Source organism: Candidatus Methylomirabilota bacterium (assembly GCA_036005065.1).
In the GTDB taxonomy this organism is placed as follows: Bacteria; Methylomirabilota; Methylomirabilia; order Rokubacteriales; family DASRDR01; genus DASYQW01.
In genome coordinates this window covers 1-12486 of sequence record DASYQW010000163.1, presented here as the reverse complement: position 1 = coordinate 12486, position 12486 = coordinate 1, and the positions used below count along the sequence as shown (strand labels likewise).

Genomic DNA, 12486 nt, shown 5'->3' with positions numbered 1-12486 from the left:
CCGTCCGATCGAGTACGAGGTGCTGGCGCCGCGCGACTGCGAGGCGATGTTCGACCTCCTGACCTACGAGAAGGGGGCCTCGGTCCTCCGCATGCTGGAGCAGCACCTGGGGCCCGAGACCTTCCGCGACGGCGTGCGCCTCTACCTCAACCGCCACGCCTACGCCAACGCCGAGACGACCGATCTCTGGCGGGCGCTGGGGGATGCGGGCCGGCTGCCGATTCCCGACGTCATGGACGCCTGGGTGTTCCGGCCCGGCTACCCGCTGGTGAGCGTCGAGGCGGATGGCCCGCGGCTCCGCCTCGGGCAGCGCCGCTTCACGTATCTCGAGCCGGACGCCGCCGAGTCCGGGCTCTGGCGCGTGCCGGTGACCATCCGGGCGGCCCTCGATGGCCAGGTGATCGAGCGGCGCCTGCTCCTCGAGGCCCCGGAGGCCGACCTCGGCCTCCCGAGCCCCGCCGACTGGGTCGTCGCCAATGCCGGCGGCCACGGCTTCTACCGGGTGCGCTACGCGCCCGCCCTCCTCGACCGGCTGGCGGCGGCGCTCGGCGAGCTCCTGCCGATCGAGCGGTTCAACCTGGTCAGCGACCTCCAGGCCCTGGCGCTGGCCGGCCTCCTACCCGCCACCGAATACCTGACCCGCACGGGGGCCTTTCGCGAGGAGACCGACCGCAACGTGTGGGCGGTGTTGATCGCCTCCTTCGCCTACACGAACCGGGTCCTCGACGACGCCACGCGGCCGGGGCTCGGGGCGCTGGTGCGCCACCGCGTGGGGCCGGCTGCCGCCCGGCTCGGATGGGAGCCGCGGCCCGGGGAGAGCGAGCTCCAGCGCCAGCTCCGGGGCGATCTCCTGCGGGCGCTCGGCATCCTCGGCGACGACCCGGAGACCCAGCGCCGAGCGCGCGAGCTCTACGCCCGCTACCTGGACGACGCGACCGCCCTGGATCCGAACGTGCTGCCGGCCGTCATCGCCATCGTCGCCTTCACCGGAGGAGTGCCGGAGTACGCGGCGTTTCTCGATCGCTTCAAGCACGCCCGGACGCCCCAGGAGGAGCAGCGGTACCTCTACGCGCTGGCGGGATTCCGGCAGCGCGAGCTGATCCAGCAGACCCTCGAGCGGACCATCAACGGCGAGATCCGCACCCAGGATGCGCCGTATGTCGTGCGGACGCTGCTGACGGGGGTGTACGCGCGCGGACTGGCCTGGGAGTTCGTGAAGGCTCACTGGGAGACGATGGCGCGCCTCTATCCGCCCAGCGCGTATCGCCGGATGTACGAGGGCGTGACGGGGCTGGTGAGCCCGGCGTGGGAGCGGGAGGTCCAGGCGTTCTTTCCGGAGCGGGGGATCGTGCTCGGCGGCAAGACGCTCGAGCAGTATCTCGAGCAGCTCCGCGTCGCCGTGCGCTTCCAGGAGCGCGAGGCGGCCGCGCTCGCGGCCTACCTGACGCAGCGGCCCGGCTGAGGCCGTTCGCCCGCCCGCGGTGCCGCCTCAGCGCGGCACGAGGAAGTAGAGCTGCCCCGGCTGCTTCATGAGGCCGGCGGCCAGCTCGGCTTGCTCGCCGCGTCCCCAGAAGAGATCCACGCGGCCCGGCCCCCGGATGGCGCCGCCCGTGTCCTGGTTGAGGACGAAGCGCGCGAGCGGGCGCCAGTCGATCCGCCCGTCGGGGGCGCGGACGGGCTGTTCCGTCCGGATGAACGCCAGCGCGCCGGACGGAAACAGCCGCGCGTCCGTCGCGATCGACCGGCCCGGCGTCACCGGGACGCCGAGGTTGCCGAGCGGGGGGCCATCGAGGCGGCGGAAGAAGACGTAGGACTCGTTGTAGTGCAGCACCCGCGCCCGCTCCGCGGGATGGGCGGCCAACCAGGCCCGCAGGGACTGCATCGAGACGGCTTCGGGTACCATCTCCCGCTCGTCGATGAGCAGGCGGCCGATCGCGCGATAGGGACGACCGTTCGACGCCGCGTGCCCGATCCGGACCTCGCGGCCATCCGGCAGCCGGAGCGTCCCGCTGCCCTGGATCTCCAGAAAGAAGACGTCGACCGGATCGCGGGCCCAGGCCAGCTCGAGCCCGCGCCCATCGAGCCGCCCGGCGTCGATCTCGGCCCGGGTCCAGTAGGGTACGAGCCGCCGGCCCTCCCGCCGCCCCGCCAGGCGCTCGCCCCGCCAGCGTGGGTCGAATGTCTCGAGCGCCACCTCGATAAGATCGTCGGGCACGCCGAAGATCGGCACGGCATGCCCGTCGCCCGGCCGATCGGCGGCCTCGACGACCGGCTCGTAGTACCCGGTGACGAGGACCTGGCCGTCCGGGCCGCCCACGCTGCGGAGCACCTCGAACCGCTCGAGGATCCGGGCGGTCAGGGTCTCCGGCCCCGGCGCGCCGGCCAGTTCCGCGAGCAGGCCGGCGAGGGCGGCTCGCTGATGGCCCGCGGTCACCGTGCGTGGACCGAACACGAGTGGGCGATCGGGCGGCTGGGTCTCGAGCCAAGTCAGGCTCTGGACGAGCGCCGCGCGGAGCGACGGGAGGTCGCCGTCGTCCCGCCACGCCGCCCAGGCGCGCGGGCGCGCGCGCGCCAGGGCGTGCGCCGGATCGGTGACGGGGGTGACCAGCCGGGGCGCGCATCCCGCCAGGGCGAGCAGGGCGACCGCCAGGGGCGCGACCCGATGCCGTATCGTCACCGGCCGATGCGCTGGTAGAGGACGTGGCGGCGGTTCTTCGTGTAGGGCCGGACCTCGCCCGGCCAGCGCCCGCGGTCCACGGCCTGGGTCCAGGCGGGGCTCACCAGCACGTCGGGGCTCTCGAGCTCGTAGAGCGTCTGGTAGCGCGGCTCGGCGTCGACGGTGACCGTCCGGCGCTCTCCGCCGATGACGATGCTGAACTCGCGCGTCTTGAATCGCGCCACCCCGATGACTCCGGGTACACCGAGCAGCGTCGGCACGTGCTCCTCGTCGTAGACCTGGTTGAAGAGCGCCTCGCGATCGGGCGCGACGTCCATGGCGGCGCTGAAGAGGTACGGGGCCTGGAACGGCATGGCGGTGTCCTCCTTGCTGTGTGGGGATCAGCCGACGAACGTGAGGAAGGCGGCCACGGTCGCGTCCGGCACGTCGATGCCCGGCGGGGGCGCCCGGCGGCTCGGGATCAGCGCGTGGCTGGCGCCCTCGACGGGGAGGAGTGCCGTCCGAGCCGGGATGAGGGCGATGGCCGCCCTGAGCTCCAGGATCGAGCCGAAGGGGTCCCGCGAGCCGTGGACGAAGAGCGCGGGGGTGCGGAGGCGCGGGAAGTGCTCGGTCCGGAGCGGGGCCGGCCGGCGCGCCGCGCGCAGAGGATAGCCGAGCAGCATGAGCGCCGCCACCAGGGTCGGGTCGTCCGCGGCGAGGAGGCTGGCCTGGCGCCCGCCGTAGGAGTGGCCGCCGAGAAACGCGCGGCCCGGGACGAGCCGCCGGATCGCCCGCACCGCCTGCCGCAGGCCCTCGCGGTCGGCGGCCGCGGTGGCGCGCGATGGCGGCCCGGTCCGCGACGCCTGGCGGAACGGCAGATCGCAGCGAAGCACCGTCAGTCCGCGCGCCGCGAACGCCCCGGCCAGGGTCACCAGGAGCGGGGCCTCGGCGTCAGAGCCCGCGCCGTGGGCCAGCACCAGCGCGTCCCGCGGCTCGCCCGGCGGGGTGTGAAGGTACCCCCGGACCGCCGGGCCGGCGGGCGACTCCTCGGCGAACGGTCGGACGCCGGCGGTCAGGTCTGGAGCCGCTTGAGATACTGGGCGACGAAGTCGAAGTCGACGAGGTTCCGGTAGGCCTCGGTGAGACGGCGGGTGATCGGCCCCGGCAGGCGCCCGCCGCCGATCTCCAGGCCGTTCACGCTCCGCACCGGGCAGATGCAGAGGCTCGTCGAGGTGAGGAACGCCTCGTCGGCCTGGGCTGCATCGAAGAGGTCGAGGTCCTTCTCGGCGACCGGGATGCCGGCGTCGCGCGCGAGCTCGATCACCGTCTCCCGGCTGATGCCGCCGAGCACGAACTGGCTGTGTGGCGTGTAGACGGTCTCGCCCTGGACCAGGAAGAGGTTGCTGCCGATGCCTTCGGCCAGGTTGCCGCGGATGTCGAGGAGGATCGCCCACGCCTCGGGATCGCGCGCCTTGACCTCGAGGTCTCCCACGATCACGTTCAGGTAGTTGTGGGTCTTGGCCCGCGGGCTGAGCGACTCGGGCGGGACCCGGCGCACCGACGGCACCAGGACCTTGATGCCGTCCCGGTAGAGCGCGGCCCGCTCCCGCAGCGGCAGCGGCTGGCATTCGACGATGACCGTCGGACCGGTCTGCCCCCAGGTCCCCTGGTCGGCCGCCTCGAGGCCCCGCGAGACGCGCTGGGTGACCCAGTAGTCCTCGTCGGGCTCGAGGAGGGGCAGGTTCCGCCGGAGCACCTCCTCGGTGATCTCGGCCAGGCGGGTGAGCGAGAGCCCGGGATCGATCCGGAGGTAGCGGAGTGACCGGTAGAAGCGGTCGAGGTGCTCGTGGAGCTTGAAAACCCGGTGCCCGAAGGTCCGGGTGGTGTCGAAGGCGGCGTCTCCGAACTTGAAGCCGCGGTCCCGGAAGGGGACCCGGACCTCGCGCTCGGGGACGATGCGGCCGTTGAAGTACGCGACGCGCTCGGTCGCCGGTGCCGTCATGGAGTGCCTCCCGGGTGAATCCGTCGTTCAGGCGTGTTCACACGCCCCGCGAGCATATCATGTCTCGCCTACAAGGGCGCGGGCGCGCTATGCCCGGGCCAGACGCGGGTCGAGGGCGTCCCGGATGGCGTCGGCCGTGAGGTTGAGCCCGAGCAGCAGCGTCGAGAGGGCCAGGCCGGGGAAGACGCCGTACCAGGGCGCCTCGCGGAGGAACTGCCGCGCATCGTTCAGCATGGCGCCCCACGAGGGCTGAGGCGGCTGGGCGCCGAGGCCCAGGAAGCTGAGCGAGGCCTCGAGCAGGATCGCCTGGGCGCTGGCGATCGTCGCCTGGACGAGGAGCGGCGCCAGCACGTTGGGCAGGATGTGGCGCCCGACCAGCCGCGGGTCCCGCGCCCCGAGGCACTCGGCCGCCTGGACGTACTCCTTCTCCTTCTCCACGAGAACGCTCGACCAGGTCAGGCGCGTGAAGGTCGGAACGTTGACGATCCCCACCGCGATGGCGGCGTTCACCGCGCCGGGCCCCAGGACGGCGGCCACGGCGATGCCGAGGATGATCGCGGGGAAGGAGAGGAGGGAGTCGGCCAGGCGCGTGGCGAGGGTCTCGAGGGCGCCGCCCCAGAACCCCGCCGAGAGCCCGAGGGCGCCGCCCACCAGCGTCCCGATGGCGACGCTCAGCAGCCCGACCGCCAGCGACAGGCGCGCGCCGAAGAGCACCCGGCTCAGGATGTCCCGCCCGAACTCGTCGCTCCCCAGGAAGTGCTGCCGCGAGGGCGGCCGGAGCTCCTGGCCCGGATGCATCTCGAGCGGCCCGTAGGGGGCGACCAGGGGCGCCAGGAGGCCGAGGAGCAGGACGCCGAGCGCGAGCGGCAGCCCGAGGTGCCCGGCCGCCAGGCGGAGGACGCGCCGTCGACCGCGGGCCATGGTTCACGGCCCTCTCAACGCCGGCGGCCGGCCGCGCCCAGCCGGATCCGGGGATCGATCCAGGCGTAGGCAAGGTCGGTCGCGAGGTTCACGAGGAAGAACGTCGCCACGAAGACGAGGAGGGCGCCCTGCACGGTCGTGTAGTCGCGGTTCCCGATGCTCTCGACGATCAGCCGGCCGAGGCCGGGCCAGGCGAACACCGACTCGACCACCACCGCCCCGCCCAGGAGGTAGCCGGCCTGGAGGCCGAAGACCGTCACCACCGGAATGAGGGCGTTGCGAAAGCCGTGGCGGAGCACCACCGCAGCCTGCCCGAGGCCTTTGGCGTGCGCCGTCCGGATGTACGGCTCGCCGAGAACCTCCAGGAGCGCCGTCCGCGTGAAGCGCGAGAAGATCGCCGCGATGTGGAGGCCGAGAGTGATGGCGGGCAGCAGGAGGAAGGTGAGCGCCCGCGCGGGATCGACCGTCAGCGGGATGCGCCCCGACGGGGGGAGCAGGGCCAGTCCGAGGGCGAAGACCAGGATGAGGGCGATGCCGGCCCAGAAGTTCGGGACCGACATCAGCAGCGCGTTGGCCGCGGTGACGATGTAGTCGGCGAGGCGGCCCCGGCGGAGCGCGGCCAGCACGCCGCTCGGAATTCCGAGGACGAGACCCACCACGAGACCGGCGGCGGCCAGCTCGGCGGTCGCCGGCAGCCGCATCGCGATGAGCTGGCTGACCGGGAACTTGTTGACGTAGGAGACGCCGAGGTCTCCGCGCAGGATGCGGCCGAGCCAGAGCGCGTACTGGACGGGAAGCGGGCGGTCGAGCCCCATCTCGCTCCGCAACGCCGCGACGACGTCGGGCGGCGCGTCCGATCCGGCGAGGACGGCTGCCGGGTCCCCGGGAACGAGGTGGAGCAGCAGGAAGATTCCGACCGTGGTCAGGAAGAGGGTCGGGACCGCCTGGGTCAGGCGGCGGAGGAGGTAGCCGAGCACGGCGGCGTCTCAGGCCGTCGCGCTACCGATCGAGCCACGCCCCCTCGAGGGAGACCCGCCCCTCCACGTCGAGTCGCGGACCCTGGACGTAGGCCTGGTGGCCATAGAGCGTGATGTTCGGCGCCAGCGGCAGCGTGAACGCCTCGTCCGCGATCAGGCGGGCGAGCCGGCCGTAGAGCTGCCGCCGCTTGCCGGCGTCGGTCGTGCCGCCGGCCTCGTCGATGAGCTGGCGGTACTCGGGCGAGGTGTAGAGCGTCATGCCCTTCTCCGCGTACCAGGCGCCCGCGCCCTTGAACAAGCTGTCGGGATCCCGATTGGCCCGCCCGAACTGGTGGAGCACGATGGCGAACTTCTGGCGCTCGCCCCAGGTCACCTCGCGGTACTCGGCTGGCTCCACGTCGCGGATCGCGAGCCGGACCCCGATCTTGGCGAGGTCCGACTGGAGGATCTGGGCCAGCTGGCGGGTGAGCGGGAAGGTCGCCGTCGAGATGTGGAGCGTCGCCTCGAAGCCGTTCGGATGGCCGGCTTCCGCCAGGAGCTGCTTGGCCCGAGTCAGGTTGAACTCGCAGTGGGCGGTGCCCAGGTCCGGCGCATAGCCGAGCGACTGGCGCGGGAAGGGCTGGCACCAGGGCTCGCCGATGCCGAGGAGGATCGTGTCCACGAACCGTTTCCGGTCGACCGCGTGATTGATCGCCTGGCGGACGGCCTTCTTGTCGAAGGGCGGCCGCGTGACGTTCAGCATGATGTCGAACACGGTCGCCCCCGGGAAGGTCTGGAGGATCCGGATGCGGGGATGATCGCGCAGCCGCACCGCGTCCCGTGGGGGCACCTCGAAGGCCATGTCGATGGCGCCGGCCTCGAGGTTGATCACCAGCGCGGCGGCGTCCGGGACCTGCTGGAGGACGACCTCGTCGAGGTAGGGGAGGCCCTTCCGGAAGTACTGGGGGAAGCGCTTGAAGACAGCCCTGTCGCCGGGGACCCACGTGACGAGCTGGAAAGGTCCCGTCCCCAGCGGCTTCTGCTTGAGATCGGCCTCGCCCTCCCGCCCGATGATCGACATGGCATCGAAGAGGTCGAGGATGGCCGGGGTGGGGCGGTCGAAGGAGAGGACGACCCGGTCCCGGTCCGGCGCCTCCGCTTTCTTGATGGCGAGAGCCATCGGGCGGACGTGCGCCGCGACCTTGGGGTCCTGAGCCCGCGTGATGTTCCAGACGACGTCGTCGGCGACGAACTCGCGCCCGTTGTGGAAGAGGACGCCCCGCCGGAGCTGGAAGTCGAGGGTCCGCCCGTCCTTGCCGAACGTCCAGCCCTCGGCCAGCTCCGGCTGCGGGCGGAGCTCACCGTCGTAGCGGAGGAGGGTGTTGTACGACTGGTTGAGCATCGGATAGTTGCCCCACGACAGCCGGTGACCATCGAAGTTCAGGACCCCGCCGACCTGTCCGAGGCGCAAGGTGCCGCCGCGCTTCGGCTCCGCGGCCAGGCCGGCGCGGGGCCGGAGCACGAGGCCGGCCGACAGCGCCGCCGCCCCCAGCAGAGACCCCACCAGGAGGCGCCGTCGCGAGATCTCCTCCGGACGCTCAGGGTGCCGCATGCTTTTCCTCCCGGCTGCCGCGGGGCGCGGCGGCCCGTCAGGCGCTCGTTTCCAGGGCGTCGCCGACGATCTTGCCTTCGCACTGAGCGGGTGGGGCGATGCCGAGCAGGTGGCACAGGGTCGGAGTGACGTCGGCCTGGGTGATGGGGTGCGGCCGCTCGTAGCCCTTCCGGACGCCCGGCCCGGCCAGGAAGAACACGGCGGGGTTGCTCCAGATGCCGTACGAGGCGGAGGGGAGGTAGGGATGGTGGGCGCAGCCGAGGTCGGTCGGTCCCACATCCGGCGTCGTCAGGGGGTCCGTCGGCAGCGACGCGTAGTCCGCGTCGGAGTCGGCGTAGAGCGGGGCCATGAACGTGATGACGTCCCCGACCGTGTCGCCCCACTGCCCGAAGATCACCGCATCCTCCTTCCGCACCGCCACGACGATCGGCCGGGTCTGCCGCTCGGCGTCGTAGATGTCGAGGAGCGCCCGTATCGCCTGCTCGCGCACCGCCTCGTACTCGGCCGGCTCGACGACCCCGCTCGGGTCCCGTCCCCGGAGGTTCACCCAGAGGTGGCCGCGCCGCGGGAACACCTTGGTCCGGGACCAGTCCACGCGGAAGCGCCCGCTGGCCGGATCCTGCACGTACGTCATCAGCCCGGCCCGGGCCAGGGCGCCGCTCACCAGACACTGGCGGAAGGTCGGCAGCGCCCCGTGGTCCGACACGACGCAGACCACCGTGTCGGAGTCCGCGCAGGCGGCGAGCAGCTCGCCCACCAGGCGGTCGGAGGCCCCGTAGGCGGCGTGGATCTGCTCCCAGGCGTGGGCGGCCTTCTCCGGCGTGTAGCCCGGGTCCTCGGGGCAGATGTCACGCGCGATGATGTGGTTGATCCCGTCCTGGATGTGGAGCTGGACGGCCAGGATGTCCCAGGGGTACCGGCGGGCGAGGTGTCGGGCGGCCCCCACGTACCACTCGCGCGCCTGGTCGAGCTGCTCGTGGAAGGTGCCCCACTCGTCGAACACGCGCGACGGCGGCGGAGGAAGCTCGAGCCCCTCGGTGAAGGGCCCGACGGCGTCCCGGAGCTCCCGCGCGATCGCGGGGGGGTGGGCCCAGCCGTCGGCTTGCCAGATGTCGGTGCGGTAGAGCGCGAAGGTCCGCCCGTCGGGCGAGAGGTGGAGGAGCTTCAGGCGGAACATCCCCTCGACGCGCGGCGCCTCGATCGGGCTGAGCTGCTGGAGCACCCGGTCGCGGCTGAACCACTCGCTGACCCACGGGCTCCACTGGCCCACGCCCAGGTCGGCGACGGCGTCGCCGGCGTCGCGCGAGCGCGCGACGATCGCGCGGTCGTAGCCGCGCCCGGCCGTGTCGACCACCAGGACGTGGTACGTCCGGAAGTCCGGATCGGCCGTCGTCCGGGCGCCGCTCGCGTCGACCTGCATGCCGGTCTCCGACCAGCGGAAGGTGTCCGTTCCGAGGAGACCGATGACGGTCTCGAGCGGCGGCCGCCGCGAGACCGGGGCGTTCTTCCAGGGCTCGGCCGGCCCGAGCTGAACGTCGTCCACCATCCCGCCCAGCATCTTGAGGATGGCCGGGTCGAGGGTGCGGCCGCCGAGCTCGCCCTGCCGGTAGACGCGCCCGAAGCTCACGCGCCACGAAGCGGTGAACGGCCCTGTGCCGTTGACCTGGATGCCCTGCTTCAAACGGGACGGCCAGGAGCAGGGCCAGTTCAGGAGGATCGAGCGCTTGCCCTGGCGCTCGGCCGCCTCCCAGATGAACTCCGCCTTCACGGCGCCCGAGTGGAGAGTGGTGTGGGCGACGTTCAACGGCTCGCCCGGGCGGTGGGTGAAGAAGCTCACCACCTCGGTCGTGCCCGTGTGGGCGCCCGTCTGGAGCACCGACCAGTTCGTCGGAGTGTCGCAGGGCGGGATGGGAAGCGACTCGCTGAAGACGCCTTCGATCCTCAGCCTGGCGAAGGCAGGGAGCTTCCCCTCGGCGATGAGCTTCCGGAAGAAGCCCGGAGGTGCTCCATCGAAGCCGATCCAGATCAGGCGCCGCGGCCGATTCATGCGATGACCTCCTCGTCGAGCCCCGCCTGGGGCGGTCTTCACAATAGCCGAAGCCGTTCTGGCGGGGCAAGGGCGGTGCCAGAAGACGCGCGCCGCCGCCGGGACTTGGCCGCGGGTTTGCTTGAGTCAGCTGCGATGAGCTTCCGGTGTTCCGCCGTCGAATCGTGAGGGAGAAACCGCACGAGCATCGCCGGCAGAGGAGGTCCAGAAATGTCGCACGACCGCAGATGGCTCAGACGCGGATACGTAGTCGCGTTCGCGGGAGTGCTCGCGCTGACCTTCGGCTCGGTCTCCACCTCGGCCCAGGCGCCTCCGGAGGGCCGTGTCCGCCCCAGCCCACCGGTCCAGAGCGGCGGGTACACCCTCGACGCGGAGGCCCGACCCCGGCACATCAAGCCGGGCGGCGTGGTGACGATCGAGGCGACGGTGATCGCCAGCCAGGCCGAGCAGAACCGGCAGGTGGACCTGGAGGTCCTGGACGCGGGCAACCAGAAGATCGCGCAGCAGGTTTACAGCGGCCAGAGCTTCGCCCCGGGCCAGACGCTCAGCTATCGCTGGCAGTGGCAGGCGCCCGCCAATCTCCCTCCCGGGGACTACACGGTCAAGATCGGCGTCTTCACCGCCGACTGGCAGCAGTTGATCGCCTGGGACAACCTGGCGGCCATGTTCCGGGTCGGCTCGGGCACGGCCTCCCAGCCCGGCAACTATACGTTGAGCGCGACGGCGACGCCGAGACACGTCAAGCCCGGTGACCAGGTGACGATCGAGGCGAACGTCGGCGCCAGCCAGGCCGCCCAGAACCAGCGCGTGGACGTGGAGATCCTCGACGCGAACAACCAGAAGGTCGCCCAGCAGGTTTACAGCGGCCAGAGCTTCGCGCCCGGGCAGACCCAGAAGTACCGGTGGACCTGGCAGGCTCCGCCGAACCTGACCCCGGGCATCTACACCGTGAAGGTCGGCATCTTCAGCGCCGACTGGCAGCGGTTGATCGCCTGGGAGAACCTGGCGGCCGCGTTCCGGGTCGCCACCGGCTCAGCGGGTTAGAGTTCTATCCGCTCCCTCTTCCCCCGGAGAGCGTTACGACGCGCGCGGGCTCGGGGCCGGCGTCAGGGCGGCCTGCCGCGCCCCGCGAGCGGCGAAGGCGAGCACGCAGGCGAGCCCGAGCCCGCCGCCGGCGGCGCAGGCCGCCGGCGCGCCGAACGCCTCCGCGATCCCGGCGATGAGGAACGCCCCGAACGGCGACACCCCGGCAAAGGCGAGCGTGTAGAGGCTCATCACTCGACCGCGGAGCTCGTCGGGCACCGTGACCTGGAGCGTCGTGTTGCAGCTCGACAGGAAGAGGATCTGCGCGAGGCCCATGACGAAGAGAACCGCGGCGGCTGATCGGAACTCCCGGACGGCCGCCAGGGCCAGGAGGCCGGCCGACACGACGACGGCGCCAGCCACCAGGGCGGCCACCGGCGTCCGCGCGCGGCCGAACTGGGCCAGGATGGCCGCCGCCACCACCGCGCCGGCCCCGACTGCGGCCATCAGGAAGCCGAACCCCTGGACGTCCAGGCGGAGCACCTCGCGGGCGACGAGCGGCACCACCACGTTGTGGTTGATGGTGAAGACGCTCACCACCAGCACCAGGCTCAGGATCAGCGACACCAGCGGCGATCCCATCGCGTACCGGAGTCCGTCCGCGATCTCCGCCCGGATGGTGGTGCCCCGCAGCACCCGCGGCAGGGGATCGAGCCGCATCATGAGCAAGGCGGCGATCACCGGCAGATAGGTCAGACCGTTCAGCAGGAACGCGATCGCCACCCCGTAGCGCGCGATCAGGACGCCGCCGACCGCCGGGCCGACGATCCGCGCGGCGTTGAAGACCCCCGAGTTCAGCGCGATCGCGTTGATGAGATCATCCTTGCCGACCAGCTCCACGATCATCGACTGCCGGGCCGGCATGTCCAGGGCGTTGGCGATGCCCATCACGGTGGCCAGGACCACCACGTGCCAGTACTCGACGCGACCGGTCCAGGTGAGCGCGGCCAGGCCGAAGGCGGGCACCATCAGCGTGGCCTGGGACAGGACCAGGAGCCGGCGCTTCGAGAATCGGTCGGCGATGGCCCCGGCCAGGAAGGAGAGAACCAGGATCGGGGCGAACTGCAGCGAGTTGACGATGCCGAGCTTCAGGGGCGAGCCCGTCAGCTCCAGGACCAGCCACGACTGCCCCACCGACTGCATCCAGCGCCCGACCAGCGAGACGAGCTGGCCCGACCAGAAGAGCCGGAAGTCCCGGTGATTGAGGGC

The 12486-nt window shown here is 72.0% G+C and carries 11 protein-coding genes; 2 read left to right on the top strand and 9 right to left on the bottom strand.

The window, feature by feature from the left end:
* Positions 1–1462 (top strand): M1 family metallopeptidase (locus VGW35_11890; GenBank protein HEV8308359.1); only part of this gene is annotated, 1462 nt, incomplete at its 5' end.
* A gap of 27 nt (positions 1463–1489) precedes the next feature.
* Here VGW35_11890 and VGW35_11885 read toward each other — a convergent pair.
* From VGW35_11885 to VGW35_11850, 8 genes are all read right to left on the bottom strand, one after another.
* The gene (locus VGW35_11885; GenBank protein ID HEV8308358.1) at positions 1490–2677 is read right to left on the bottom strand and encodes an MltA domain-containing protein; all 1188 of its coding nucleotides are present in this window, start codon (positions 2675–2677) and stop codon (positions 1490–1492) included.
* A complete protein-coding gene (locus tag VGW35_11880) occupies positions 2674–3030 on the bottom strand; it encodes a hypothetical protein (GenBank protein ID HEV8308357.1) in 357 nt (118 codons plus the stop codon). Before VGW35_11880 ends, VGW35_11885 begins: the two co-directional genes overlap by 4 nt.
* Positions 3031–3057: 27 nt before the next feature.
* Positions 3058–3633: an alpha/beta fold hydrolase gene (locus VGW35_11875; protein HEV8308356.1), complete on the bottom strand. Its 576-nt coding sequence runs from the start codon at positions 3631–3633 to the stop codon at positions 3058–3060.
* Positions 3634–3728: 95 nt separating this feature from the next.
* Positions 3729–4658, bottom strand: a complete 930-nt coding sequence (locus VGW35_11870) for an aminotransferase class IV (protein ID HEV8308355.1) — start codon at positions 4656–4658, stop codon at positions 3729–3731.
* An 87-nt stretch (positions 4659–4745) separates the two neighbouring features.
* On the bottom strand, positions 4746–5579 hold the full coding sequence (locus VGW35_11865; GenBank protein ID HEV8308354.1) for an ABC transporter permease: 834 nt from the start codon (positions 5577–5579) through the stop codon (positions 4746–4748).
* A gap of 14 nt (positions 5580–5593) precedes the next feature.
* Positions 5594–6556 (bottom strand): ABC transporter permease, encoded by a 963-nt coding sequence (locus VGW35_11860; protein HEV8308353.1) that lies wholly within the window; start codon positions 6554–6556, stop codon positions 5594–5596.
* 22 nt (positions 6557–6578) lie between these two features.
* Entirely contained in the window at positions 6579–8147 is a 1569-nt protein-coding gene (locus VGW35_11855) for an ABC transporter substrate-binding protein (GenBank protein ID HEV8308352.1), read from the bottom strand.
* A gap of 37 nt (positions 8148–8184) precedes the next feature.
* Positions 8185–10194: an alkaline phosphatase family protein gene (locus tag VGW35_11850; protein HEV8308351.1), complete on the bottom strand. Its 2010-nt coding sequence runs from the start codon at positions 10192–10194 to the stop codon at positions 8185–8187.
* Between the two features lie 210 nt (positions 10195–10404).
* Here VGW35_11850 and VGW35_11845 point away from each other — a divergent pair, with 210 nt between their 5' ends.
* Positions 10405–11238 (top strand): Wzt carbohydrate-binding domain-containing protein, encoded by an 834-nt coding sequence (locus VGW35_11845; GenBank protein ID HEV8308350.1) that lies wholly within the window; start codon positions 10405–10407, stop codon positions 11236–11238.
* 33 nt (positions 11239–11271) lie between these two features.
* On the opposite strand, the gene VGW35_11840 is transcribed toward VGW35_11845, so the two are convergent.
* Positions 11272–12486: MFS transporter (locus tag VGW35_11840; protein HEV8308349.1), on the bottom strand; the 1215-nt coding region annotated here is incomplete at its 5' end.